24 protein-coding genes and 2 tRNA genes are annotated in these 26,199 nt (G+C 65.2%); 6 read left to right on the top strand and 20 right to left on the bottom strand.

Annotated features, from left to right (window positions below; all coding sequences use genetic code 11):
- Positions 1 to 408 precede the first annotated feature (408 nt).
- The 3 genes from bamC to CFB35_RS07325 all read right to left on the bottom strand — a co-directional run bounded on the left by bamC (position 409) and on the right by CFB35_RS07325 (position 2,677).
- On the bottom strand, positions 409 to 1,617 hold the full coding sequence (bamC, locus tag CFB35_RS07335; RefSeq protein ID WP_059575791.1) for an outer membrane protein assembly factor BamC: 1,209 nt from the start codon (positions 1,615 to 1,617) through the stop codon (positions 409 to 411).
- Positions 1,618 to 1,757: 140 nt separating this feature from the next.
- Positions 1,758 to 1,834: transfer RNA gene (locus CFB35_RS07330), tRNA-Pro, on the bottom strand.
- Between the two features lie 129 nt (positions 1,835 to 1,963).
- Positions 1,964 to 2,677, bottom strand: a complete 714-nt coding sequence (locus tag CFB35_RS07325; protein ID WP_059575793.1) for a bifunctional 2-polyprenyl-6-hydroxyphenol methylase/3-demethylubiquinol 3-O-methyltransferase UbiG — start codon at positions 2,675 to 2,677, stop codon at positions 1,964 to 1,966.
- Between the two features lie 390 nt (positions 2,678 to 3,067).
- Here CFB35_RS07325 and CFB35_RS07315 point away from each other — a divergent pair, with 390 nt between their 5' ends.
- On the top strand, positions 3,068 to 5,278 hold the full coding sequence (locus CFB35_RS07315; protein ID WP_059575796.1) for a hypothetical protein: 2,211 nt from the start codon (positions 3,068 to 3,070) through the stop codon (positions 5,276 to 5,278).
- Positions 5,279 to 5,363: 85 nt separating this feature from the next.
- Here the strand turns inward: CFB35_RS07315 and CFB35_RS07310 are convergent, their stop codons facing one another.
- From CFB35_RS07310 to CFB35_RS07245, 13 genes are all read right to left on the bottom strand, one after another.
- Positions 5,364 to 5,777, bottom strand: a complete 414-nt coding sequence (locus tag CFB35_RS07310) for a MerR family transcriptional regulator (protein WP_059575799.1) — start codon at positions 5,775 to 5,777, stop codon at positions 5,364 to 5,366.
- Between the two features lie 56 nt (positions 5,778 to 5,833).
- Positions 5,834 to 6,220 (bottom strand): integration host factor subunit alpha, encoded by a 387-nt coding sequence (locus CFB35_RS07305; protein ID WP_006486093.1) that lies wholly within the window; start codon positions 6,218 to 6,220, stop codon positions 5,834 to 5,836.
- Positions 6,221 to 6,292: 72 nt separating this feature from the next.
- Positions 6,293 to 8,722, bottom strand: a complete 2,430-nt coding sequence (pheT, locus tag CFB35_RS07300) for a phenylalanine--tRNA ligase subunit beta (RefSeq protein WP_059575800.1) — start codon at positions 8,720 to 8,722, stop codon at positions 6,293 to 6,295.
- Positions 8,723 to 8,820: 98 nt separating this feature from the next.
- Positions 8,821 to 9,834, bottom strand: coding sequence for a phenylalanine--tRNA ligase subunit alpha (gene pheS / locus CFB35_RS07295; protein WP_059575802.1), 1,014 nt, complete (start codon positions 9,832 to 9,834; stop codon positions 8,821 to 8,823).
- A 148-nt stretch (positions 9,835 to 9,982) separates the two neighbouring features.
- Positions 9,983 to 10,342, bottom strand: a complete 360-nt coding sequence (rplT, locus tag CFB35_RS07290) for a 50S ribosomal protein L20 (protein ID WP_004192938.1) — start codon at positions 10,340 to 10,342, stop codon at positions 9,983 to 9,985.
- A 30-nt stretch (positions 10,343 to 10,372) separates the two neighbouring features.
- On the bottom strand, positions 10,373 to 10,570 hold the full coding sequence (gene rpmI / locus CFB35_RS07285) for a 50S ribosomal protein L35 (RefSeq protein ID WP_004191477.1): 198 nt from the start codon (positions 10,568 to 10,570) through the stop codon (positions 10,373 to 10,375).
- A gap of 190 nt (positions 10,571 to 10,760) precedes the next feature.
- Positions 10,761 to 11,285, bottom strand: coding sequence for a translation initiation factor IF-3 (infC, locus tag CFB35_RS07280; protein ID WP_081066449.1), 525 nt, complete (start codon positions 11,283 to 11,285; stop codon positions 10,761 to 10,763).
- A 49-nt stretch (positions 11,286 to 11,334) separates the two neighbouring features.
- The gene (gene thrS, locus CFB35_RS07275; protein WP_006486105.1) at positions 11,335 to 13,242 is read right to left on the bottom strand and encodes a threonine--tRNA ligase; all 1,908 of its coding nucleotides are present in this window, start codon (positions 13,240 to 13,242) and stop codon (positions 11,335 to 11,337) included.
- A gap of 271 nt (positions 13,243 to 13,513) precedes the next feature.
- Positions 13,514 to 13,590, bottom strand: a tRNA-Val gene (locus tag CFB35_RS07265).
- Positions 13,591 to 13,674: 84 nt separating this feature from the next.
- Positions 13,675 to 15,909: a bifunctional (p)ppGpp synthetase/guanosine-3',5'-bis(diphosphate) 3'-pyrophosphohydrolase gene (locus tag CFB35_RS07260; protein WP_059575806.1), complete on the bottom strand. Its 2,235-nt coding sequence runs from the start codon at positions 15,907 to 15,909 to the stop codon at positions 13,675 to 13,677.
- A 39-nt stretch (positions 15,910 to 15,948) separates the two neighbouring features.
- A complete protein-coding gene (locus CFB35_RS07255) occupies positions 15,949 to 16,302 on the bottom strand; it encodes a RidA family protein (protein ID WP_006486103.1) in 354 nt (117 codons plus the stop codon).
- A 79-nt stretch (positions 16,303 to 16,381) separates the two neighbouring features.
- Positions 16,382 to 17,278, bottom strand: a complete 897-nt coding sequence (locus CFB35_RS07250; RefSeq protein ID WP_059575808.1) for an alpha/beta fold hydrolase — start codon at positions 17,276 to 17,278, stop codon at positions 16,382 to 16,384.
- Positions 17,279 to 17,401: 123 nt separating this feature from the next.
- Positions 17,402 to 18,310, bottom strand: a complete 909-nt coding sequence (locus CFB35_RS07245) for a LysR family transcriptional regulator (protein ID WP_059575810.1) — start codon at positions 18,308 to 18,310, stop codon at positions 17,402 to 17,404.
- 135 nt (positions 18,311 to 18,445) lie between these two features.
- Between CFB35_RS07245 and CFB35_RS07240 the strand changes: the two genes are divergently transcribed.
- Genes CFB35_RS07240 through CFB35_RS07230 form a run of 3 tightly spaced genes read left to right on the top strand, consistent with a single transcriptional unit; the run spans position 18,446 to position 20,777 of the window.
- Positions 18,446 to 19,003: an ester cyclase gene (locus tag CFB35_RS07240; protein ID WP_059575812.1), complete on the top strand. Its 558-nt coding sequence runs from the start codon at positions 18,446 to 18,448 to the stop codon at positions 19,001 to 19,003.
- An 11-nt stretch (positions 19,004 to 19,014) separates the two neighbouring features.
- Positions 19,015 to 20,025 carry a polysaccharide deacetylase family protein gene (locus CFB35_RS07235; RefSeq protein WP_059575814.1) on the top strand — a complete coding sequence of 337 codons (1,011 nt, stop codon included), beginning with the start codon at positions 19,015 to 19,017 and terminating at the stop codon, positions 20,023 to 20,025.
- Positions 20,026 to 20,063: 38 nt separating this feature from the next.
- Positions 20,064 to 20,777: an SDR family oxidoreductase gene (locus tag CFB35_RS07230; RefSeq protein WP_059575818.1), complete on the top strand. Its 714-nt coding sequence runs from the start codon at positions 20,064 to 20,066 to the stop codon at positions 20,775 to 20,777.
- A 75-nt stretch (positions 20,778 to 20,852) separates the two neighbouring features.
- Here CFB35_RS07230 and CFB35_RS07225 read toward each other — a convergent pair whose 3' ends face one another.
- A complete protein-coding gene (locus CFB35_RS07225; RefSeq protein WP_059575820.1) occupies positions 20,853 to 21,494 on the bottom strand; it encodes a CoA transferase subunit B in 642 nt (213 codons plus the stop codon).
- A gap of 1 nt (position 21,495) precedes the next feature.
- A complete protein-coding gene (locus CFB35_RS07220) occupies positions 21,496 to 22,200 on the bottom strand; it encodes a CoA transferase subunit A (RefSeq protein WP_059575822.1) in 705 nt (234 codons plus the stop codon).
- Positions 22,201 to 22,420: 220 nt separating this feature from the next.
- On the opposite strand from CFB35_RS07220, the gene CFB35_RS07215 reads away from it, so the two are divergent.
- The gene (locus tag CFB35_RS07215) at positions 22,421 to 22,966 is read left to right on the top strand and encodes a LuxR C-terminal-related transcriptional regulator (RefSeq protein WP_059575823.1); all 546 of its coding nucleotides are present in this window, start codon (positions 22,421 to 22,423) and stop codon (positions 22,964 to 22,966) included.
- 122 nt (positions 22,967 to 23,088) lie between these two features.
- Here the strand turns inward: CFB35_RS07215 and CFB35_RS07210 are convergent, their stop codons facing one another.
- Both CFB35_RS07210 and CFB35_RS07205 read right to left on the bottom strand, forming a co-directional pair.
- Positions 23,089 to 23,529, bottom strand: a complete 441-nt coding sequence (locus tag CFB35_RS07210; protein ID WP_059575825.1) for a thioesterase family protein — start codon at positions 23,527 to 23,529, stop codon at positions 23,089 to 23,091.
- Positions 23,530 to 23,561: 32 nt separating this feature from the next.
- Positions 23,562 to 24,344, bottom strand: coding sequence for an SDR family oxidoreductase (locus CFB35_RS07205; RefSeq protein ID WP_011545236.1), 783 nt, complete (start codon positions 24,342 to 24,344; stop codon positions 23,562 to 23,564).
- Between the two features lie 180 nt (positions 24,345 to 24,524).
- Here CFB35_RS07205 and CFB35_RS07200 point away from each other — a divergent pair, with 180 nt between their 5' ends.
- Positions 24,525 to 26,198, top strand: coding sequence for an electron transfer flavoprotein-ubiquinone oxidoreductase (locus tag CFB35_RS07200; protein WP_089464717.1), 1,674 nt, complete (start codon positions 24,525 to 24,527; stop codon positions 26,196 to 26,198).
- Position 26,199: the final 1 nt, after the last annotated feature.

Below are 26,199 nucleotides of genomic sequence, written 5' to 3'. Positions count from 1 at the left end.
CGTCGCCCTACGAGGATAGGCGACGGGGCCATCGAGATCCGCACGCTGGCGCGGATCGTCATCTGTTAACCGACGCTTGTCGCGACGGCATTTGAAAGGCGTCGATACCGTTGTTCAGGCGCTCGCGGCGCATTCCGGACTCTGACGCCATCCTCCCTGCTCTAACGATTCGAACATATAAAGCAGGTTGCGTGCCAAGCATCCAATCCACCTTCACCCCCTTGATTCATAAGGATAATTTTTATATCGGCGACAATGTGACACGTGTTCCGTCGTCGTAACGCGACGGATGTTACGTAACGTCACGAGGCGGGGCCGAACCACCCGAACGCGCGCCCGCGCTGGCGAGCGGCGATGAAAAAAGCCCGCCGAATGGCGGGCTTTCCAAGGGTGCGGGAAACGCCGGAATCAGCGGAGCTGATTCACGAGCAACCCCATGATCTGGCGAGCCGCCGACGACGTGTCGATCGCCCCCGAATCGTCGACGACCGCGACGCGCGTCTGATCGGCCGTGAGCGCCTTCACGTTGACGCGATACTGCTTCGCCTGCTTTTCCTTCTTGCCGTGGAACAGCTGGCTCCAGAAGCCCTGCTCGGCCGAGCTCAGATCCTTCGGATCGACATAGCGCACGAAATACAGGCCCTTCGAGCGATCGCGATCGTCGACCGTGAAGTTCGCGCGATCGAGCGCGAGACCGACGTGCAGCCACGACCGGTCGTACGGCTCGCCGAGCGTGACTTCGGACGGCACGGCTGCTTCCGCCGCGTCGTTGCCTTGCGCCGACGTGCGCGAGACGTTCTGCGCCGCAATCGCCGCGGCAGCCTTCGACGACGCGTCGGTATCCGCCTTCTTGTCCTTCGGTACCACGTTGTCCTTGATGTTCGCGATCGGAGCCTCGCCGTTCTTCGCGCGCTGCTCGTTCTGCGCGAGGACAGCCATCAACCGCTTCAGGTATTCCGTCTCGAGCGCCGGATCGTTCGGCTTCGGTTCCCACTTGCTCGAATCATTGTTCGCGCCGGTGATCGCCTCGCGCATGCCCTTCTGGCTGATGAACACATAGGTGCCGCCGTTCGGCGCCGAATCGAGACGCGTGCGGTACTTGTTGCGCTCGGCCGTCACGTACGAATTGCCCATCGCCTTCGAGATCACGCTGCGGATCAGGCCGTCGTTGATCTGCGGATGGGTTTCGTTCCAGTCGGTTTCCATCACGCCCTTGTCGCGCTGGTCGACCACGAGCAGGAAGCCCTGCTCCTGCCAGAAACGGCGAACCTGCGGCCAGATCGCGGCCGGCTGCTTGCCGTCGATCACGAGCCAGCTTTCCGTGCCGTCGCGCTGGATATGCATGCCGGCCACGGCCGGCGCGACGGTGTCCAGCGCAGGCGCGGCCTGCTGGACCTGCTGGAGCGCGGACAGGGAAGTCGCGCCGCCCTGGGGCGGCAGCGAACGCTGATCGGCCGTCTCGTCGAGCATGTTGGGCGGCACTGCGAGCGACGCTTCCTTCGATTTCGAATCGCTCTTGTAGTCCACTTTCGTGGGCGACGACGTACCGCAACCGGCGACGAGCGCGCCGGTGGCGAGCACTGCAGCGAACCGCATGGTAAGACGAAGATCAGTCATGTTCGGGGAATCCTCTTCCGCTAAATCACGGCGCTTTCCGTGGATCAACCTTGCATTTTACCGGGGCCGCGCTGCGATGTGCAAAAAAGCGACGGCCAAGAAAAAACCCGCGTCAGCCTGAGCTGACGCGGGTTCTTGTCTGGTCGGGGCGAGAGGATTTGAACCTCCGACCACCTGCACCCCATGCAGGTACGCTACCAGGCTGCGCTACGCCCCGAAAGAAAAAAATTATAACAGACAGTTTCCCGATTTAGAACGGGTCGCATGCATTTTGTGCGTGTTCCCGTGAAATTTTTTGGTTCGATGGCGCGCATGCAAGCGACCTGCGGCGGTGCCCCCGTCGCCGTCACCGCTTGCGCGCGACACAGATGACCGTCAGGCCGGCAACGCGATTGAAGCGGAACATCGGCAACTCGATGCGGCAGATCGTCTTGAGCAAGCCGTTGACGAACGGATGATGACGACGCAATTGCGACGCGGGCTCGCGCGGATGCGAACGTGCCCGCTCGCCGAGCCGCAGTGCGGCCGCGAGCGGAAACGTGAGGCCGAAATAATAGGCGCCGTGCTCGACGTCGAGCCCTGCACGCCGGACCACGTTCTCCAGCCCACCGAGCGTATACCTGCGCTTGTGCTCGAGGAAATCGTCGTGGCCGCTCCACAGGAACTGGAACGCGGGCACCGTGATCAGGAACCGGCTGCCCGAAGGCGCGCCCTGCACATACTGCGTCAGCAGTCCGACGTCGTCGTCCACATGTTCGAGCACGTCCATCAGCAACACGAGATCGGCATCGAATCGATCGACGGAGCGCCGAAAGTGAATGGGCTTGCCGGCCGCCTCGCCGTCGCTGTCGTCGGCATAGCTCGTATCGACACACCATGCTTCCGTCGCCTGCGTGCGTTCGAGCAGATGCTTCGAGAAAAACCCGGAGCCCGCCCCGACGTCGAGTATCCGGTTCGTGCCTGACGCGCCGAGGAACCGGCGAATCGCGCTCGCCTTCGACGCGTAGTACCAGTGATCGCCCACCCCCGCACCCAGTACGTCGACTTCCTTCAGGTCCATGGCGCTTCCCCGTGATGGCTGCCGTGTTGTGATGTCGAACCCGCCACTGATGCCGATCTTACCCCGCCGCCGTCGCCGATCGTATCCGTCGATGCCCGGGGCCGCGCCGCCTCTGCATCGGGCGAAACCCGTGCCGCCCAACGCGGGCCGCGAGTTTTCAGGATCGCTTCGAACGATAGCCACCGGCGGCCCGCACAAACCAAACGACCGTTTGATCCGGCCGTACCCCCGGCGCGAATCCGTTGTCTGGCCGCCCGCCGGCGCGGCGCGCCGGGGCGGCGGTTGTTTGGTGACGCCGCTCTAGCGCGCTATGACACACTGCACGGCATCGACGCTCGCGCCGGGCACTGGCGCGCCGCCGTCGATCAAGACAAGACATGGAGACAGACGATGCGGAATGCGGTCCGGCGCGGCCATCGCTCGCCTTTGGCAATTTTCGACTGGTTTTCCGGCCGGCGACGCACGGCCGCCCCGCGGTCGCACACGACATCCCGCCTGTTCGGCTGCGGCGCGCTGGTGCTCGCACTACTCTGCGCCGGCTGCGCGGAATCCGCCGCGCAGCGCGACAGCAACACATCCATCGCATCCACGAAGATCGAACGCGCCAAGGCCGAGCGCCTCGCGCGCGAACGGCAGCTCGCGCGCACCGTGCCGTCGCTCGCGTCGATCAGCCTCACGCAGCCGCGCCCGTTCACGCTGCGCGACTCGGGCCAGAACGGCGCGATGACGTTCCTGCGCGACGTCGATTTCCGCGTCGTCAACAATCTCGGCTTCTTCATCCACCAGTTGTCGGCCACGCTCGTGCCGACGCAAGCCGGCGCGCCGATCGTATTCGACGATCCGACGAGCTTCGAGATCGACGTGCACGAAGGCACGGTCACGCTCGACAACGCGAAGCTGACCGCCCTCTTCAACACTTACATCTTCGGCTATCGCAACGCGCCGCTGCGCAAGCTCGCGGTGTCGGCCGGCGACGGCGTGATCCATCTGCAAGGCGAGATGCGGCGCGACGGCTGGGTACCGTTCTCGCTGACCGGCACGCTCGCGGTCCGCGACGGCAGCCAGCTCGTGTTCCACCCGACCGGCGTACGCGTGTCGGGCCTCGACGCGCAGCCGGTGATGCGCGCGGCCAACGTGAAAATGGCCGACCTGTTGAAGGTTCAGACACCGATCGCGCAACTCGCCGGCGACGATCTCGTGATGGCCGTCGACAAGCTGATGCCGCCGCCGCGCCTGAAACTCACGATCACCGCCGTGCGCGTGACGCCGGCCGGCCTCGACCTGAAGCTCGACGACGGCACGCATGCCGGCTTCGCGATGCCCGCGAACGCGCCGCAGCAGGCGATGGTCATCCGCGGCGGCGACGTGAAATTCATGCGCTCGATGCCGATGAACGCGGACATCCTGATCGGGCCGGTCGACCCATCGAAGCGCGACCAGACGTTCGTGTTCGACCTGTATCACTATCGCGACCAGGTATCGGCCGGCTATTTCAACTTCGACGAAAGCGGCGCGATGACGATCCGGATGCCTTCGTATACGGGCCCGGCCAGCGGCGCGGCGCTCGGCAACGCGGCCGCGCGCCTGAACGACAGCTTCCTCGCCGCGCAGCAGAATGCGCTGCGCGACGTGCGCCAGCACTGGGAAGCGTCCGCGCTCGCGGCAGACGCGGTGCGGCCCGGCATGCAGAAGGTCGCGATGCGACGCACGTCGACGACGCCGTTCAACGAACGGTACGTATCGAACCGCAACCCGACGATCCATCTGCGCAACGTCGATTTCAACCTGTCCGGTGACATCGGCTTTCATGTCGACGATCTCGACGTGGAACTCGTGTCGAAGCGCCCGGGCGAACCCGTCGATCTCGACGACCCGAACCAGTACGACATCCGCATTCTCGGCGGCACGGTCGTCGAGTCGTGGAAGGCGATGTCGGCGCTGTTCAACAACTACCTGCTCGACTATTCGCCGCGCTCGCTGAACGACCTGCAACTGAGCGCGGACGGCCAGAACCTGCGCGTCCAGGGCGGCATCAAGCTGTGGAATCACGTACCGGGTGTCTGGCTGCCGACGGACATGAAGGGCTCGCTGACGGTGCTCGACGACCGGCATCTCGCCTTCACGCCGTCACAGGTGTCGGTGCTCGGCATCCCGCAGGCCACGCTGCTGCGCTCGCTCGGCATCGAGCTCGCATCGCTGACGCCGTTGCGGCGACGCGGCGCGGAACTGCGCGGCGACACGCTCGTGCTCGACCAGTACACCGTGTTCCCGCCGCCCGTGCTGAACGGCAAGCTCGCCCAGGCCACCGTCGAGCGCGATGGACTGCGTCTCACGTTCCGGCGCGCGGCGGGCGCGCCCGCGCCGAAGCGGCCGCAGATCGACGCGCCAAGCTACATGTGGATGGAAGGCGGCGACATGAAAATGTTCAACGTGCTCGAACTGAACGTGCGCGCGCTGATCCGGAATTCGGCCGAGGCCGGTCCGATGCGGTTCGACCTGTACGACTATCGCAGCCAGGTCGCGCAGGGCTCGGTGCGGATGCTGCCGGACGGCACGCTGGTCGTCGACACCGGACAGAAGAATCCGCTTGCGTCGCGCTGATCCGCAAGCAAGCACGGCCCGCATGAAAAAAGCCCGGTGGCAGATCGCCAACCGGGCTTTCCAACGCATCCTGCGCGGCGCGCACTCAGTCGTGTTTCAGTCCGTCGATCACGTCCAGCAACGCAAGCCGCAACGCAATGACGTCGACGTTTTCGCCGGGCTTGCCCGTCCGACGCGCATCGTTTGCCTGCGCGTCGGATTCGACCGGCTCCGCCGCGGCCCGCTCGCTGCCCGGCGAATCGAGCCGGTTGCGCGCGCCGTTGATCGTAAAGCCCTGCTCGTACAGCAACTCGCGAATCCGCCGGATCAGCAGCACCTCGTGATGCTGGTAATACCGCCGGTTGCCGCGCCGCTTCACCGGCCGCAACTGAGTGAATTCCTGTTCCCAGTAACGCAGCACATGTGGCTTGACCCCGCACAGCTCGCTGACTTCGCCGATCGTGAAGTAGCGCTTCGCGGGAATCGGAGGCAAAACGACTTTCTCAACCGTGGTGGTCATCGTCGGTTAACCGTCGGTAAGGGATGCGCGGGGCCGCGCAGGGGCGCCGGCGCGTGTTACTCCGCGCCGTTTTCGACCAGCGCCTTCAGTTTCTGGCTCGCGTGGAAGGTTACCACCCGGCGGGCCGCGATCGGAATCGCCTCGCCCGTCTTCGGATTGCGGCCCGGACGCTGCGGCTTGTCGCGCAACTGGAAATTGCCGAACCCCGACAGCTTGACGCTTTCACCGTTTTCGAGCGCGTCGCGGATCACTTCGAAAAACGCCTCGACCATGTCCTTCGCTTCACGCTTGTTCAGCCCGACGCTGTCGAACAACAGCTCCGCCAGTTCCGCCTTCGTCAGCGTCGGCGTCTCGGTGGACGCCGGCGCCGAAGCGTCGCGGTTCATCGCGCTGCGTTGCGCCGTCAGGAGGGCTTCGAATTCACTCGAGGTCATGTCGTTCATATCTGCCATACAGCGCGTTGAATCAAAACTTACGATGGAAAAAAGCCGCCCGCGAACGGGCGGGCCCTCTCCCTAGCCGCGCAGACGCGCACCGGCACGCGCCATCCGCTCGACCAGCGTCTGGATCGCCTGATCGACGACCTCGTCCTGCAGCGTGCCAGCCGCGTCCTGCAGCGTCACGCGGAAGGCAAGGCTCTTCTCGTTCGCGGCAAGGCCACCGGAAGTATTTGATTTTGCACGAAATTCGTCGAAGAGTACAACCTTCTGAACGAATCGGCAGGCGTCTTCCGCAAGCGCCTTCTTCATTTCGTCGAAAAGGGCCTGTACCTCGACCGCCTGATCGACGACAACGGCGATATCGCGACGGACCGGCGGGAATTTCGACACGTCGGTCGGCGCGGGCAGCGCACGTGCGATCAGCGCGTCCGCGTCGATCTCGAACATCACCGGCGCGTGCGGCAGCTCGTACTTCTGCATCAGACGCGGATGCAGTTCGCCGATCCAGCCGACCGCGCGGCCGTCGACCTCGATGCGTGCGCTGCGGCCCGGATGAAGGGCCGGATGCTCGGCCTTCACGAAGCGTGCCACCGCCGGCGCGAGCAGCGCTTCGAGATCGCCCTTCACGTCGAAGAAATCGACCGCGCGGGTCGCCACGCCCCACTGCTCGTCGAGTGCCGGACCGTACGCAAGCGCACCGACGCGCTTCGGCTGCGCATGACCCTCGACCGCCAGCTCGCCGGCCTTCACCGACGGATCGGCGACGAACACGCGGCCCGACTCGAACACGCGCACGCGATCGGCGCGCCGGTTCAGGTTGTGGCGCAGCACGGCGATCAGGCTGCCGAACAGCGTCGTGCGCATCACCGAAAGCTGGCTCGCGATCGGATTCAGCAGACGAATCGGGTTGTCGTTGCCCGCGAAATCGCGCTCCCACTCCGCATCGACGAAGCTGAAGTTGACGGTTTCCGCGTAGTCGCGCGCGGCCAGCGCGTGACGGATGTCGTGGATCGAACGCCGCGTCTCGTGGGTCGCGCGCATTTCGCTCGTCGCGACCGGCGGCCGCGCGGGGATCTTCTCGAAGCCGTAGATGCGCGCCACTTCCTCGATCAGGTCTTCCTCGATCTCGATGTCGAAGCGGTGCGACGGCGGCGTGACGAGGAACGCGTCGTCTTCACGCTCGAACGGCAGGCCGAGGCGCGTGAAGATGTTCGCGATCTCGTCGGCGCCGATCTTCACGCCGATGATGCGATTCGCGCGCGACACGCGCATCTTCACCGGCGCGCGCTGCGGCAGGTTCACCGCCTGATCGTCGACCGGGCCGGCCTTGCCGCCGCAGATCTCGAGGATCAGTTGCGTGATGCGCTCGACGTGTTCGACGGTCGTCGCGTAATCGACGCCGCGCTCGAAGCGATGGGCCGCATCGGTCGAGAAGTTGTACTTGCGCGCGCGGCCGCGGATGCTGTCCGGCCACCAGAACGCGGCTTCCAGGTAGATGTTGGTCGTATCGAGCGTGACGGCCGTGCTGTCGCCGCCCATGATGCCGGCCAGGCTTTCGACCTGACGGTCGTCCGCAATCACGCCGACCGTTTCGTCGAGTTCGACCGTGTTGCCGTTGAGCAGCTTCAGCGATTCGCCGCGCTTGCCCCAGCGAACCTCGATGCCGCCGTGGATCTTGTCGAGATCGAACACGTGCGACGGGCGGCCGAGCTCGAACATCACGTAGTTCGAAATGTCGACGAGCGCGGACACGCTGCGCTGGCCCGAACGCTCGAGGCGCTCCACCATCCACTGCGGCGTCTTCGCGCGCGCGTTCACGCCGCGGATCACGCGGCCCGAAAAACGGCCGCACAGATCCGGCGCGGCGATGCGCACCGGCAGCGTTTCGTCGAGCTCGACGTTCACCTGGCGGATGTCGACCGGCGTCAGCGGCGCGCCGGTGATCGCGGCCGTCTCGCGCGCGATGCCGAATACCGACAGGCAGTCGGCCTTGTTCGGCGTCAGCTTGATTTCGAAGATCGTGTCGTCGAGATTGAGGGTCTCGCGGATGTCCTGGCCGATCGGCGTGTCTTCCGGCAGGATCAGCAGCCCGCTGTGGTCTTCCGACAGCTTCAGCTCGCGCGCCGAGCACAGCATCCCCTGGCTCTCCACGCCGCGCAGCTTCGACAGCTTGATCGCGAACGGCTTGCCGCCCTCTTCCGCCGGCGGCAGTTCCGCGCCCACCAGCGCGACCGGCACCTTGATGCCGGGCGCCACGTTCGGCGCGCCGCAGACGATGTTCAGCGTCGCGCCGGTGCCGGCGTCGACCTGGCAGACATTGAGCTTGTCCGCATCCGGATGCTTGACGACTTCGAGCACGCAGCCGACGACGATCTTCGACGTCGGCGGCGCCGCCTTGCTCAGCGATTCGACTTCGAGCCCCGCCATCGTCAGCGCGTGCGACAGCTCGTCGGTCGTCAGCTGCGGGTCGACAAAGGTTCTCAACCAGGATTCAGGGAATTGCATGGATGTCTACGTTCGAAACAGGTTAGATCGGCGCCCGGGCCCCTTCGGAAACGTCCGGCGGGGGCATGCACGGGCACATGTCGGCGCGGCGAGCAGCGTTACGCGAACTGGCGCAGGAAACGCAGATCGTTCTCGAAGAACAGCCGCAGATCCTGCACGCCGTAGCGCAGCATCGTCAGGCGCTCGAGACCGCTGCCGAACGCGAAACCGATGTAGCGCTCGGGGTCGAGGCCCATGTTGCGGATCACGGTCGGATGCACCTGGCCCGAGCCGGAAATTTCGAGCCACTTGCCGGCGTTCTTGCCTTGCTCGAACATCATGTCGATCTCGGCCGACGGTTCCGTGAACGGGAAATACGACGGACGGAAGCGCACGAGGATGTCGTCGCGCTCGAAGAATTTTTTCAGGAAGTCGGTATAGACGCCCTTGAGATCGGCGAAGCTGATGTTTTCGTCGATCCACAGCCCCTCGACCTGATTGAACATCGGCGAGTGGGTCGCATCGCTGTCGACGCGATACGTGCGGCCCGGCGCGATCACCTTGATCGGCGGACGGTTCATGCGCGCATAACGCACCTGCATCGGGCTCGTGTGCGTGCGCAGCAGCAGCTGGCGGCCGTCGGCATCCTTGCCTTCGACGTAGAAGGTGTCCTGCATCGAACGCGCCGGATGGTTCTCCGGGCTGTTCAGCGCCGTGAAGTTGTACCAGTCGGTCTCGATTTCGGGGCCGTCGGCCACGTCGAAACCGATCGAGCCGAAAATCCGTTCGACCCGCTCCCACGTGCGCATCACCGGGTGCAGGCTGCCTGTGCCGGCGCCGCGGCCCGGCAGCGTCACGTCGATCGCTTCGGCGGTGAGGCGCTGATTCATCAGCGCGTCGGCCAGTGCCTGGCGACGGGCGGTGAGCGCGGCTTCAACCTGCTGCTTCGCGACGTTGATGCGTGCGCCTTCGGTCTTGCGTGCTTCGGGATCGAGCTTGCCGAGGCCCTTGAGCAACTCGGTCAGCGCACCCGATTTACCGAGAAATCGAGCTTTCTCGTTTTCGAGCGTGGTGATGTCGGCAGCCTGTTCGAAGGACTGCTGCGCGTCGGCGACAATCTGGTCCAGATCCATAGATCCCATCATTTCCAACGTCATTCGGTCTTGGCGAGAAAATCTACCCACCAAACAAAAAAGGGGCTCGGAAGAGCCCCGTTTTCGCTGCAGCGGCCGAGACTACCGGAACCTCGCTGCAACTAACCACGCAGTGCTAATTTCGCAATTAGGCTGCAACGGCGGCTTTCACCTGCTTGACGATCGCAGCAAAAGCAGCCTTGTCGAACACCGCCATGTCGGCCAGCACCTTACGGTCGAGTTCGATCGACGCCTTCTTCAGGCCGTTGATGAACACGCTGTAGGTCATGTCGTGCTGGCGAACTGCCGCGTTGATACGCGTGATCCACAGTGCGCGGAACACACGCTTCTTGTTGCGGCGATCGCGGTACGCGTACTGACCAGCGCGCATCACCGCCTGCTTGGCGATGCGGTAGACGTTATTGCGACGGCCGCGATAACCCTTGGCCAGGTTGATGATCTTCTTGTGGCGGGCCCGTGCGGTTACCCCACGTTTGACTCGAGGCATGTTTCTCTCCTTGGAGTATCAGTTGAGGGGTTACGCGAACGGGAGCATCGCGCGGACGGAGTTCAGATCGGAATCGTGAACTGCCGTTGCGCCGCGCAGATGGCGCTTGTTCTTCGTGGTTTTCTTGGTCAGGATGTGGCGCTTGAAGGCTTGACCGCGCTTGACGGTACCGCCCGGACGCACCACGAAGCGCTTTGCAGCGCTCTTCTTGGTCTTCATCTTAGGCATGACGAACAACTCCAGTTTATTAGATGGCGATGGGTGTGCGGTTGGCTTGCGCCCTTGACCCGCCCTTCGAAACCCAGTCCACTTGTGTACGGCGAACCGCTTGCGCAGCCGCCGTCGTTGCTGGCGCGCCGCCCTGACCGGGCAACGCGCCGAACCACTGTCGAACCTGCGCGCGATGCGCGCGGGCCCGTTACTTCTTTTTCTTCGGCGAGAGCACCATGATCATCTGGCGCCCTTCCATCTTCGGCATCTGCTCGACCTGGCCGACTTCGTCGAGATCCGTGCGCAGACGCTCGAGCATCCGCATACCGATTTCCTGGTGAGCCATTTCGCGGCCGCGGAAACGCAACGTGATCTTCGTCTTGTCGCCCTCTTCGAGGAAGCGCACGAGATTGCGGAGCTTGACGTTGTAATCCCCGTCATCGGTACCCGGACGGAACTTGACTTCCTTGACCTGGATGACCTTCTGCTTCAGCTTCGCTTCGTGCTGCTTCTTCGATTCCTGGTACTTGAACTTGCCGTAATCCATCAGACGGCAAACCGGCGGCACCGCTTGCGGCGCGATTTCCACCAGGTCAACATCCAGTTCTTCCGATTTACGGAAAGCGTCAGCGAGTTTTACGATACCGAGCGGTTCATTCTCGATCCCGACCAGGCGCACTTCCGGCGCAGTGATTTCACCGTTGATGCGGTGCGACGACTTATCAGTAGCGATGTTACGTTTCCTCTAAAAATTAAAAAAACGAGCCGCGCTGCCAGGGCGGTTACTTGAACGAGCGCAGGTCTTCCTGCAGACGCTCAACGAAGGCTTCGACCGGCATAACGCCAAGGTCGACGCCGCCACGGGCACGCACGGCTACCGTTTGCGCATCACGCTCCTTATCGCCCACGACGAGGAGATAAGGCACCTTTTCCAGCGTGTGCTCGCGTATTTTATAGCTAATCTTCTCGTTGCGCAAATCGGCCGCCACTCTAACCCCTTGTTTTTGCAACGATTGGGCCAGAGACTGCGCATATTCGGCCTGACTTTCGGCGATATTGAGCACAATTGCCTGGTACGGCGCGAGCCAAACCGGCATTGCACCAGCATGGTGCTCGATCAAAATGCCAAGGAAACGCTCCATCGAACCGACGATCGCACGGTGCAGCATCACCGGCCGGCGGCGGCTGTTGTCTTCCGCCACGTACTCGGCGCCCAGGCGCTCCGGCAGCACCATGTCGAGCTGCAGCGTGCCGCACTGCCACGAACGGCCGAGCGCATCCTTGATGTGGTACTCGATCTTCGGGCCGTAGAACGCACCCTCGCCCGGCAACTCTTCCCACGTGAGGCCACAGGCGGTCAGTGCATCGCGCAGACCCTGCTCGGCGCGATCCCACGTCTCGTCCGTACCCGCACGCTGATCGGGGCGCAGCGACAGCTTGATGTCGATGTGATCGAAACCGAAATCCTTGTACACGCTCATGGCCAGCGTGTTGAACGCGATCGATTCCGAGATGAACTGGTCTTCCGTGCAGAAGATGTGCGCATCGTCCTGCACGAAGCCGCGCACGCGCATCAGGCCGTGCAGCGCACCCGACGCCTCGTTGCGGTGGCACGAGCCGAATTCCGCGTAGCGCAGCGGGAGATCGCGGTACGAACGCAGGCCGTGCTTGAACACCTGGACGTGGCCCGGGCAGTTCATCGGCTTGATCGCGTAGTCGCGCTTCTCCGACTCCGTCGTGAACATGTTCTCGCGATAGTTCTGCCAGTGGCCCGACGCTTCCCACAGCGAGCGGTCCATGATCATCGGCGTCTTGATCTCGAGATAGCCGGCTTCGTTGACGCGGCGGCGCATGTACTGCTCGACCTGCTGCCACAGCGCCCAGCCCTTCGGATGCCAGAACACCATGCCCGGCGACTCTTCCTGCATGTGGAACAGGTCGAGCTGCTTGCCCAGCTTGCGGTGGTCGCGCTTTTCCGCTTCCTCGAGCATGTGCAGGTACTGGTCCTGGTCTTCCTTCTTCGTCCAGGCCGTGCCGTAGATCCGCTGCAGCTGCTCGTTCTTCGAATCGCCGCGCCAGTACGCGCCGGCGACCTTCATCAGCTTGAAGACCTTCAGCTTGCCGGTGGACGGCACGTGCGGGCCGCGACACAGATCGGTGAAGCCGCCGTGCGAGTACAGCTTGATTTCGTCGCTTTGCGGAATCGATTCGATGATCTCGGCCTTGTACTTCTCGCCGATGCTGCGGAAGTAACCGGCCGCCTCGTCGCGCGACACGACACGGCGCGTGACCGGCTCGTCCTTCTTCGCGAGTTCCTGCATGCGCTTTTCGATCTTTTCCAGATCTTCCGGCGTAAACGGGCGGTTGTACGAGAAGTCGTAATAGAAACCGTTGTCGATCACCGGGCCGATCGTCACCTGCGCGTCCGGATACAGTTCCTTCACCGCATACGCGAGCAAGTGGGCGGTCGAATGGCGGATGATGTCGAGGCCGTCGGCATCCTTGTCGGTGACGATCGCGAGCGACGCGTCGCGGTCGATCACCGTCGACGTATCCACGAGCTCGCCATCGAGCTTGCCACCAAGCGCAGCCTTCGCAAGACCGGGACCGATCGAGGCCGCAACCTCGGCGACTGTCACCGGATGCTCGTATTGTCGAACTGAGCCGTCAGGCAAGCGTATCGAAACCATAGCACTCTCCGTGATGCCGACAGTGGGCGGCAGACCAGGTACGCGAGATCGAACTCACGCATGAAAATTTCGCGACAAAAAAAATGCGGCCCCGCTTTCGAGGGGCCGCATTCGATACTTCACTCAAACTGAAAGGGCGAAAACGTTCCTCGACTAGCGTCGCTCCGAAGTGGTTTCGGTCAACGTTCGCGGTGTCATAACCGTATTCGCCTTGTTCGCGTTGAGTTGTGTACTGCTTCGAACACCCGGAGGCCGGGCATTCTCAATTCGTTGGTAGGCTCGATTGGACTCGAACCAACGACCCCCACCATGTCAAGGTGGTGCTCTAACCAGCTGAGCTACGAGCCTAGAGAAGCTGAGATTATATGGGGCGGCGGCCGGCTTGGCAAGTGTTTTATGCGGCCGCAGCAAAATGACGCCGTTCCAACCCCATTACGACTTCCGCCCCGCCCGCACGACGCCCTGCACCTCGCCGAGCAGCGTGCACGCGCGCTGCACCTGCGCCGAATTCGATACCTCGACCGTGAACTGCATGAACGCCGCATTGCGGCGGCTCTGGGTCTTCACGCCCACGACGTTGATCTTTTCGCGCGCGAACACTTCGGAGATATCGCGCAGCAACCCTTGCCGGTCGCTCGCCTCGATCATCAGGTCGACCGGATAGACGGACGCGCCGCGCCCGCCCAGCACGTCGGCCGACCACGTCGTCTGCAGCACGCGCTCCGGCGCGCGCTCGACCATCCGGCGAAACGTCGGGCAGTCGCTGCGGTGGATCGACATTCCCTTGCCGCGCGTGACGAAACCGCTGATCGGATCGGGCGGCGCCGGACGGCAGCAGCGCGCCAGTTGCGTCAGCAGCGCGTCGACGCCCACCACCAGCACGCCGGTCGACGCGCCGTGCGCGACGCTCGCACCGCTGCTGCGCTTCTCGAAATCGGCCGGCGCCTCGGGCGCCGGTTCCGGCGGCGGCGCATCGGACAGCGCGTGCTCGACGTTGCGCAGGCTGAACTCTTCCTTGCCGACGACCGAGAACAGTTCCTCGGGCGACTTGAAGCCGAGCTTCGCGGCGAGGTTGTCCAGGTTGACCGACGTCTTGCCCTCGCGCTGCAGCGTCTTTTCGACGAGCGCGCGGCCGTGCGCGACGTTTTCTTCCTGCTCGATCGAGTTGAACCACGCACGCACCTTCTGCCGCGCGCGCGAACTCTTCAGGTAACCGAGCTGCAGGTTCAGCCAGTCGCGCGACGGCCCGCCTTCCTTCACCGCAACGATCTCGACCGTCTGGCCGTTGGCGAGCGGCGTGTTCAGCGGCACCATCGCCCCGTCGACGCGCGCGCCACGGCAGCGATGGCCGAGCTCGCTGTGCAGGTGGTACGCGAAATCGACCGGCGTCGCGCCCTGCGGCAGCGCGATCACGCGCGCCTGCGGCGTCAGCACGTAGATGTGGTCGTCGTCGAGCGACGTCTCGCGCAATTGCGCCCACGCCTGGTCGCCCGACACTTCGGCGCCGTCCTCGACGTCGTCCTTCCATGCGAGCAACTGGCGCAGCCACGCGATCTTCTCGTCGTACTTGTCGCTCGCCGAGAACTGGCCGCCATAGCCGCGCGCGCCGGCCTCCTTGTAGCGCCAGTGCGCGGCGACGCCGTACTCCGCGAAACGATGCATCTCCTGCGTGCGGATCTGCACTTCGAACGCGCGGCCGTCGTCGCCGATCACGACCGTATGCAGCGACTTGTAGCCGTTCGGCTTCGGCCGCGAGATGTAGTCGTCGAACTCCTTCGGCACCGGCTGCCACAGGTGATGCACGATGCCGAGCACCGCGTAGCAATCCTTGATGTCGGGCACGATCACGCGAAACGCGCGCACGTCGTACAGCTCGGAGAAATCGAGCTCCTTGCCGCGCATCTTGCGCCAGATGCTGTAGATATGCTTCGGCCGGCCGCTCACGTCGGCCTGGATGTGCGCCTGCGCGAGCTCGTGCTGCAGCCGCGCGATCGCCTGCGTGACGTACGCCTCGCGCTCGATGCGCTTTTCGTCGAGCAGCTTCGCGATCCGCTTGTAGGTGACGGGATCCTCGAAGCGGAACGCGAGATCCTCGAGTTCCCACTTCAGTTGCCAGATACCGAGACGGTTCGCGAGCGGCGCATAGATCTCGAGCGTCTCGCGCGCGACGTCGGGCGGCGGATCGAGCTTCGCGGCCGCGTAGTAGCGCAGCGACTGCAACCGCGACGCGAGCCGGATCAGCACCACGCGGATGTCCTGCGCGAAGGCGAGCAGCATCTTGCGCAGCGCCTCGATCTGCGTGCGCCGCTCCTCCGCCGCGTCGCGCCCGGCGTCGGGCTTCGCGTTCTGCGCGGCGCGCAGGCTGACGGTACCGAGCCGCAACAGCTTGCGCACGTCGGCCACGAGCCGCGCGACCTCGTCGCCGAAACGCTCGGTCAGCTCGCGCTCGGGGTCGCTCAGGTGCGGCGTCAGCACGAACAGCGCGGCGGCCTGCATCGCGTGCGGATCGACGTTCAGCGTGCGCATGATCGCCGCCGTGCCCGCCGAGTGATCGGCGAGCAGCTCGCCCGACGACAGGCGCGCGTCGCCGGCCCGCTCGCGCACGAACGCGAGCACGTCGTCGAACGACGGCGCCGCGACGGGAGAAGCGGAAACGGATTCGGTCATGGCACGGCCTGCCGGAATACGGTCATCGTCGGATAACGCTCAGCTCCGCTGCGCGGCGACGACCACGATCTCGACGAGCAGCGCCGGATCGGCGAGCTTCGCCTCGACGGTCGCGCGCGGCGGCGTGTTGCCCGGTGCGACCCATGCGTCCCACTCCGCATTCATGCCTTCGAAGTTCGCGAGATCCGAGATGTAGATCTGCACCGACAGCAGATGCGCCTTGTCGCTGTTCGCTTCGGCGAGCAGGCGATCGATGTGGCCGAGCACTTCGCGCGTCTGGCCGCGGATGTCCTGCGTGGTGTCTTCGGCGATCTGGCCGGCCAGATACACGGTACCGTTGTGGATCGCGGTTTCGGAGAGACGGGCCCCGACGTGGTGACGAATGACTGCCATGAAATGTTCCGGTCGTGATGGGTAAGGAATCGGGCGGCGGCACGGCCCACGTGCCGCCGAACCGCATATTATGACGCGTTTATGCGTCGCCTTCGACGAAAAACCGCCGCGCGAGCGCAATCTGGTCGGCGCTGACGAACGCCGGCGCGTGGCCCGCGCCCGGAATCTCGACCTGCGTCACATGCCGGCCGCGACGCACCATTTCATCCGCCGTCTCGCGCGACAGCAGGTCGGACGTCTCACCGCGCACGACGAGCAGCGTCGCGTCCGTCGTCTCGATCGCGCGCCACAGCGCGGCCTCGCCGAGCGCGGCCAGCTCGGGTGTCGTCGCCTTGAACGGCTCGGCGATGCGCGGGTCGTAGCGCATCGTCCAGCCGCCTTCGGGCAATTCGTGCAGCAGCGGCCCGTTGATCTCGCGCCACTCGTCGGCGCTCAGCGCACCGAACGGCAGCGACAGCGACGTCAGATAGTCGATTCCCTCCTGCTCGGTCGCAAAGCGCGGCTGCACGCCGAGGTACTCGCCGATGCGCGTCAGCGAATCGGGCTCGATGCGCGGGCCGACGTCGTTGACGATCATCCGGCGCAGCGGCGAACCCGGCAGCCCGGCGAGCGCCATGCCGATCAGCCCGCCCATCGACGTGCCGAACCAGTCGACCGATTCGACGTCGAGCCGTGCAATCAGCGTCACCATGTCGGCCACGTACTGCGGAATCGCATAGAGCCGCGGATCGGCCAGCCGATCGGACCGGCCACGCCCGGCGACGTCGGGGCAGACGACGCGATACGTATCCGACAGCGCAGCGGCAAGCCGGTCGAAATCGCGCCCGGACCGCGTCAGGCCGTGCACGCAGACGAGCACGCGCGGATTCGCGGGATCGCCCCACTCGGTATAGGCGACATGGTGAAGGCCGGCCGCGCTCGCGCACTGCACGCGCCGCTGGCGGGGAACCGCGGGATTCGCTGGGGTCGTTGGCATCGTTGGCATCCTGTCGAACGGGGGCGACGCGCAGGGCAACGCTTGCGGCGCCCGATGCAAACGATTGTAAACCGCTTCGGAATCACGAGGCGCCACGCGCCCGGCTCACCGCCCGGGACGGGTTCAAGCGTCGCGGCGCCACGCGTGGCGCAACTGCTCGCGCAGGAAATCGACGAACGTCCGCACGCGCAACGGAACATGGCGGCCGCCGGGATAGACGGCATGCAGCGGCGCCGCGGGCGCCTCGAAGGCCGGCAGCACGCGCACGAGCCGGCCGGCATCGAGATCGGCGCCGACGTCCCAGATCGACTTCAACGCAATGCCCGCGCCTTCGAGCGCCAGCGTGCGCGCCGCGCCGCCGTCGTTCGTCAGCAGCGCGGCCGTGACCTCGACCGCCACGCCGCCTTGCGCGCCGTCGAACCGCCATTCGGCACGCGGCTGGTCGCCCATCACGATGCATCGGTGCGCGCGGAGCTCGGCCGGATGAGCCGGCCGCCCGTGCGCCGCGAGATAGCCCGGTGACGCGCACAGCACGCGATGATTCGGCGCCAGCTCGCGCGCGATCATCGTCGAATCGGCAAGATTGCCGATTCGCACGGCGACGTCGATGTCGGCTGCGAGCAGATCGACGACCGCATCGGTCAGCACCAGCTGCACGGTCAATTGCGGATGTCGCTGCTGAAAGGCCGCCACGAGCGGCGCGATGCGCAGGCGGCCGAGCTCGCCGGGCGCCGTCACGCGCAGCACGCCGCTGACCGTGCCGCGACGATCGCGCATCAGCGTTTCGGCATGCTCGACCTCGGCCAGGATGCGCAGCACCTGCGCGTGAAACTGCGCGCCGTCGTCGGTGAGCGTTTGCTGCCGCGTCGTCCGGTGCAGCAGGCGCACGCCGAGCCGCGACTCGAGATGCGCGAGCCGCTTGCTGACGACGGACAACGACAGGTCGAGCTCGCGCGCCGCCGCCGACAGGCTGCCGGCCGACACGATCCGCGCGAAGGTATCGAGCGCCGGGAAATCGTCGATGAGCGTCATGGTGCCAGCCTCGCTTCAATCTTTCCTTTTTTCGAAGAATCCATTCGCCTTTTGCCCGTATTTGCATGTAGAACGGAAACCTACCATACCTGTTCCGCGTCGTCGCATGACGCTCTTCACAGGACCCTCGAAATCATGTCGATCCGCCTTCGTTCGGCCGCCCGCCCCGTCGCGCACGCATTCGCGGCAGCCGCTTGCGTCGTGGCACTCTGGCCCGCCGCGTCCCAGGCCGCCGATCTCGTCTCGCCGCACAGCCTGACCGTCGCGGCAGGCTTGCCGGCCGCGCAGGCTCGCGCGCAAATCCTGGCCGCGCGCCGCTACGGCAGCTTCTGGGATACCGGCGACCCCGCCCTCGCCCGCGCGGCGCTCGCCGACGACTTCACCGACCAAACCCTGCCGCCCGGCCGCGAACAAGGCATAGCGGGGCCGATCGCGGCCTCCGGCACGATGCGCGGCGCGATCCCGGACCTGCGCTGCGACATCGAACAGATGATCGTGGCTGGCGACCGGGTCGTCGTGCACCTGCATTTCCGCGGGCATTTCACCGGCGCATTCAACGGAACGGCCGGGCGCGGACAGGCAATCGACTTCATCGCGACCGATATCTACCGGATCGATCACGGCCGGATCGCGGAAAACTGGCACATCGAGGACAACCTGACGCTGATGCGTCAGCTCGGGCTCGTCGGCTGACGGAGAGGACGATGACTCACGATAACGACACGCCCGCGACACCCCTGCCGCGCCGCACGTTCCTGGCCCAGGCCGGCGCCGGGCTCGCTGCCGGCGTCGCGCTGGCCGCAGGCACGCCCCTGCCTGCCACCGCCGCGCCGACGCCGGCGCCCGCGGCGCCGGGCGCTACGCCGTTCTGGCCCGACGGCGCGCGGCTCGTGATCTCGATCTCGATGCAGTTCGAGGCGGGCGGACAACCGTCGACCGGCGCGGACAGCCCGTTTCCGGCCGTCGCGTTTCCGCCGTCGGTGCCGATCGATCTCGCGTCGGCCACCTGGTTCGCGTATGGCTACCGGGAAGGCATTCCGCGCCTGCTCGACCTGTGGGATCGACACGGCGTGAAAGTGACGTCGCACATGATCGGGGAAGCCGCGCGCCGGCACCCCGAACTGGCGCGCGAGATCGTGTCGCGCGGCCACGAAGCCGCCGCGCACGGCCCGACGTGGCGCGCGCAATTCGCGATGAACCGCGACGACGAGCGCCGCTTCCTGACCGAAGCGCGCGACATGGTCGAAGCGGTGACCGGCCAGCGCCCGACCGGCTACAACTGCAACTGGCTGCGGCGCGGGCCGCATACGTTGTCGCTGCTGCAGGAACTCGGCTACGTGTATCACATCGACGACGTCAGTCGCGACGAACCGTTCATCGAGACCGTCGATGGTCGCGATTTCGCGGTGGTTCCGTACACGCTGCGCAACAACGACATCCTGCTGATCGAAGGCCGCAACTACTCGCCGACGATGTTCGTCGAGCAAATCAAGCTCGATTTCGACCAGTTGTACGCGGAAGCCGGCCACAGGCGGCGGCTGATGTCGATCAGTGCGCACGACCGGATCAGCGGCACGCCGCAGATGGTCCGTGCGTGGGACGACTTCCTGCACTACGCGCGATCACACCCGGGTGTCGCTTTCATGCGCAAGGACGACATTGCGCGCTTCGCGCTGCATAGCCCGTCGACGCTGCGCGAAACCGAAACGATCTGACCGGATGCCGTTCAACTCATCACCCAGGAAAGACCTTCATGAATGATCCGCTCCACGGAAAGAAAGTACTCGTCGTCGGAGGAAGCTCCGGCATCGGCGCCGCCACCGCGACGGCATTCGCGCAACGCGGCGCGCGCGTGACGATCGCGTCGCGCGATCCGGGCAGGTTCGATATCGACGCCATACCGGGCGAGCACGTGCGAACCGAAACGCTCGACATCACAGATACGGCGAACGTCGATGCATTCTGCGCCCGCGCCGGCCAGTTCGACCACGTCGTGATTTCTGCCGCGAAGACGGCCACAGGACCGGTCCGCGCGCTGCCGCTTGACGACGCGCAGGCGGCGATGGACAGCAAGTTCTGGGGCGCCTACCGCATCGCCCGCGCGATCGATATCGCGCCCGGCGGTTCGCTGACGTTCGTGTCGGGCTACCTCAGCGTGCGGCCGAGCGCGTCGTCGGTCCTGCAAGGCGCGATCAACGCGGCGCTCGAGGCGCTCGCCCGCGGGCTGGCGCTGGAGCTCGCGCCGGTGCGTGTGAATACCGTGTCGCCGGGCCTGATCGCGACGCCGCTATGGGACAACCTCGCTCCCGACGCACGCGACGCGATGTATGCGGGCGCCGCGCAGCGGCTGCCGGCACGCAGGGTCGGTCAGCCGGAGGATGTCGCGAATGCGATCGTGTACCTGGCGGCAACGCCTTATGCAACCGGCTCGACGGTGCTGATCGACGGCGGCGGCGCGATTGCGTGACACATGCGGTCATGACAAAACGCCCCGCGTTCCGTCGGGAACGCGGGGCGTCGAGGATGACGCAACGAGGTAATGTCAGGCCACGGCACTGACGTCGAGCGGTGCGCCCGTCTTCGCCTGGATCTCGTCGACGCTCACGCCGTCGGCGAGCTCGAGCACCTTCAGCCCGGCCGGCGTCACCTCGATCACGCCGAGATCGGTGATGATCAGGTCGACCACGCCGACGCCCGTGAGCGGCAGGTTGCATTCGTCGAGGATCTTGTGCTGATCGCCCTTCGCGACATGCTCCATCAGCACGACGACGCGCTTCACGCCCGCGACGAGGTCCATCGCGCCGCCCATCCCCTTGATCATCTTGCCCGGGATCATCCAGTTCGCGAGATCGCCCTGCTTGCTGACCTGCATCGCGCCGAGGATCGCGAGGTTGATGTGACCGCCGCGGATCATCGCGAACGAATCGGCCGACGAGAAGATCGACGAACCCGGCAGCGTCGTGACGGTCTGCTTGCCGGCGTTGATGAGATCGGCGTCGACTTCGTCCTCGGTCGGCGACGGGCCGATGCCGAGCAGGCCGTTCTCCGACTGCAGCCACACCTCGACGCCTTCCGGCACGTGGTTCGCGACGAGCGTCGGCAGGCCGATGCCGAGGTTCACGTAGAAGCCGTCCTGCAGTTCCTTCGCCGCGCGCGCGGCCATCTGGTCACGATTCCAGGCCATGTCAGTCTCCTTTCGCGCGTACGACGCGTTGTTCGATGCGTTTTTCAGGCGTCGCGTTCAGCACGATGCGCTGCACGAAGATGCCAGGCGTATGGATGTGGTCCGGATCGAGCGCGCCGTTCTCGACGATCTCCTCGACCTCGGCCACGGTGATCTTGCCGGCCATCGCGCACATCGGGTTGAAGTTGCGCGCGGTGCGGCGGTAGATCAGGTTGCCGGACTTGTCGGCCTTCCACGCCTTGACGAGCGCGACGTCGGCCGTCAGCGACGGCTCGAGCACGTAGTGGCAATCGCCGAACTGGCGCGTTTCCTTGCCTTCCGCGATCACGGTGCCGTAGCCGGTATTCGTGAAGAACGCGGGAATGCCCGCGCCGCCCGCGCGCAGCTTTTCGGCGAGCGTGCCCTGCGGCGTGAATTCGAGCTCGAGCTCGCCGGCCAGATACTGGCGCTCGAACTCCTTGTTCTCGCCGACGTACGACGAGATCATCTTCTTGATCTGGCGCGTTTCCAGCAGCAGGCCAAGGCCGAAACCGTCGACGCCCGCGTTGTTGCTGATGCAGGTGATGCCCTTGACGGCCGAATCGCGCAACGCCGCGATCAGCGCCTCGGGAATGCCGCACAGGCCGAAGCCGCCCACCGCGAAGGTCTGTCCGTCGCGGACGATTCCCTCCAGCGCGGCAGCCGCGCTTGGATAGACTTTGTTCATCTGTTGTCCCTTCCTCTATGGAAACCAGCAAAACCGGTTCACGCGCCACGTGGCGCAAGCCCGCCGCACCATTCTATGCATGCGCGGCGATGCCTGCGTCGAAGCGCGCTGTTTTTATGTCGCGACACACCGCCGCGAGATGCCTGAAAGGGTACGATGTGACGCCGATGCGGCACAATACGCAAAAATACATAAGCATTTGCCTCCGCTTGCCTGCGCCATGCCCGAGCTCGATTACCAGACCGCCTTCCACCTCGCGCCGCTCGGCCTCGTGCTGTCGCGCGACCGGGTGATCGAGGATTGCAACGACGCGCTCGCGTCGATCTTCCGCTGCGCACGGGCCGACCTGATCGGGAAATCGTACGCGGTGCTCTACCCGTCGACGGACGAATTCCAGCGCATCGGCGAGCGCATCGCCCGCGTGATGGTCGCGAACGGCGTCTACTCGGATGACAGAATCATGAAACGCGCGGACGGCGAGCTGTTCTGGTGCCACGTGACGGGCCGCGCGCTCGACCGCACCGCGCCACTCTCGGCGGGCGTCTGGACCTTCGAGGATTTGAGCGCGACGCGCCGCGTCGCGGTGGAGCTGACCCCGCGCGAGCGCGAGATCGCCGCCCAGCTCGCGACCGGCAAGACCAGCAAGCAGATCGGGCGCGTGCTCGACATCAGCTCACGCACGGTCGACATCTATCGCGCGCGGCTGATGCGCAAATACGGGACGAACAACACGCCGGAACTGCTGCAGCGCCTGCTCGGGCAGTAAACGCGCATTGCATAGCATCGCGACGCGCGAATGACGATCGGCCGCGCGCGGCGGCCGATCCGGGGAAACATCGGGCACGGCGCGCCACCGGCGGCCTTGCGCAGGCCTGCCGGTATCCGCGCTCAGCCGACTTTCGTCGCGAGCGCGCGCTCGATCGTGTCGCGCAGCAGTGGCGGCAGCGGCACCGACTTGCCGAGCGCGTAGTCGACCCACACGCAGCGCGCGTTGCCGCGTGCATAGACATGCTGCGGATCGTCCGCGCGCGTGAGCTCGAAGCCGGTGTCGAAACTGCTTCGGCCGGGCTTTGCAGCCGACATCTTCGCGATCACGTCACCCGGATAGTGCAGTTGCTTCAGGAACTCCATCGACGCGGTGACGATGACGGGCCCCTGCCCCTCGCCGTTGCCGCCCGCAATGCCGAGCTGCTCGAACCACGAGATCCGCGCCTGCTCCATGTAGCGGAAATAGACCGTGTTGTTCACATGGCCGAACGCGTCCATGTCGCCCCAGCGGATCGGCATCGACATCTCAAAAACGGGAGAGTAATCGCTTGTTGCGCTCATTGCAGTCTTCTTTGTTGCGAAATGTCATCCGCTCACGCGAGGCCGAAGCCGTCGTCCGCGGAGATGATCGAGCCATTGATGAACTGCGACTCGTCGGCCGCGAGCAGCAACAACAGCCCGTCGAGATCCTGCGGCTTGCCGACGCGCCGGCGCGGCAGCATCGACTGCAGCTTCTGGCCCTGCTCGGTTTCCCACAGGTAATGATTGATTTCGGTATCGATATAGCCGGGACAGATCGCGTTCACGTTGATGCCGTGGCGGCCCCACTCCAGCGCCATCGCGCGCGTCATCTGCACGACCGCCGCCTTGCTCATCGCGTACAGCCCGATCTGCGGAAACACGCGCAGCCCGGCCACCGACGCGATGTTGATGATCCGGCACGGCGGCTTGCCGTTGCCGCCGCCGTTCGCGCGCATGATCATCCGCTTCGCGACTTCCTGCGCGACGAAAAACGCGCCGCGCGTGTTCGTATCGAACACGAATTCGAAATCCGCCGGGGTGACGTCGACGAGCTTCTGCATCGTCGACACGCCCGAATTGTTCACGAGGATGTCGATCGTGCCGGCTTCCGTCTCCGCATGCGCGACGGCCGCCTTGATGCTCTGGACGTCGGTCACGTCGAGCGACACGACGTGCGCGGCACCGCCCGCCGCCTCGATCTCCGCACGCAGCTCCTTCAGGCGCTCGACGCGGCGGCTCGCGAGCACGACCTTCGCGCCGGCCTGCGACAGCACCTGCGCAAAACGCTGCCCGAGGCCGCTCGACGCGCCCGTGACCAGCGCAACCTTGCCTTCCAGATTGATCGATCGACCCATTTGCACATCCCCTTTCGATGTCGTTGCGCCAGCCCGGGCTGGCACAGCCCGAGCGGCATTACCCTAGCACAAAAAATAGAACGATCGTGCTAATCTACCTGCATGTTGTTGCGGCAAGCGTTTCGTTTCGCAGACAATACGCTCCCGAATAAAAGCATTCTAACGGTTAGAGGAACGCCAATGACCCCCGCAAGCCTCATCGAGCAATACGGCCCGCGCGAATCGATGGAATACGACGTCGTGATCGTCGGCGGCGGCCCCGCCGGGCTGTCGGCGGCGATCCGGCTCAAGCAGCTGGCCGCCGAGAAAGGCGCCGAGATCGGCGTGTGCGTGCTCGAGAAAGGTTCCGAGATCGGCGCGCACATCCTGTCGGGTGCGGTGATGGACCCGCGCGCGATCACCGAGCTGTTTCCCGACTGGAAGGAACGCGGCGCGCCGCTCGACGTCGAGGTGACGGAAGACCGTTTCCTGTTCCTGTCCGAGAAGAGCGCGGTCACGACGCCGAACTGGGCGCTGCCCGACAACTTCAAGAATCACGGCAACTACGTGATCTCGCTGGGCAACGTCACGCGCTGGCTCGGCCAGCAGGCCGAGGCGCTGGGCGTGGAAATCTTCCCTGGCTTCCCCGCCGCGGAGATCCTCTACAACGACGACGGTTCGGTCAAAGGCGTCGCGACCGGCAACATGGGCGTGGGCAAGGACGGGGAGCCGACCGAGAACTTCCAGCTCGGCATGGAGCTGCACGCGAAGTACACGCTGTTCGCCGAAGGTTGCCGCGGCCACCTCGGCCGCCAGTTGATCGCGAAGTTCAAGCTCGACGCGAACGCGGATCCGCAGGCGTACGGGATCGGCATCAAGGAACTGTGGGAAATCGATCCGGCCAAGCACAAGCCGGGGCTCGTGATCCACACGGCCGGCTGGCCGCTGAAGTCCGATACGTACGGCGGCTCGTTCCTGTATCACATGGACAACAACCAGGTGGTGGTCGGCTTCGTCGTGGGCCTCGGCTACACGAACCCGTACCTGTCGCCGTTCGAGGAATTCCAGCGCTACAAGACGCATCCGTCGATCCGCGCGTTCCTCGAAGGCGGCAAGCGCGTGTCGTACGGCGCGCGCGCGATCACGGCCGGTGGCCTGCTGTCGCTGCCGAAGACGGTGTTCCCGGGCGGCGCGCTGATCGGCGACGACGCGGGCTTTTTGAACGCATCGCGGATCAAGGGCAGCCATGCGGCGATCAAGACCGGGATGCTGGCGGCCGATGCGGCATTCGACGCGGTGCAGGCCGGGCGTCAGTCGGATGAGCTGAACGCGTACCCGGACGCGTTCAAGCAATCGTGGCTGTACACGGAGCTGTACCGCGCGCGCAACTTCAAGCAGTGGATGGCCAAGGGCCTGTATCTGGGCACGCTGATGGTCGGGATCGAGCAGAAGGTAATGGGCGGCAACGTGCCGTGGACGCTGCATCACCAGCACGCGGACCACGAGATGCTGAAGCCGGCGTCGCAATGCGAGCCGATCGACTATCCGAAGCCGGACGGCAAGCTGACGTTCGATCGCCTCTCGTCGGTGTTCATCTCGAACACGAACCACGAGGAGAACCAGCCGGCGCACCTGACGCTGAAGGACGCGAGCGTGCCGGTGAACGTGAACCTGCGCACGTACGCGGGGCCGGAGGCGCGTTTCTGCCCGGCGGCGGTGTACGAGTTCGTGAAGAACGACGACGGCGGCGATCGGCTCGTGATCAACGCGCAGAACTGCGTGCACTGCAAGACCTGCGACATCAAGGACCCGACGCAGAACATCGTGTGGGTCACGCCCGAAGGCGGCGGCGGGCCGAATTACCCGAACATGTAAC

Source organism: Burkholderia sp. AU16482, from assembly GCF_002223285.1.
Classification (GTDB): domain Bacteria; phylum Pseudomonadota; class Gammaproteobacteria; order Burkholderiales; family Burkholderiaceae; genus Burkholderia; species Burkholderia semiarida.
Note: the sequence above shows the minus strand (reverse complement) of the source record. Positions and strands in the feature narration are given on the sequence as shown.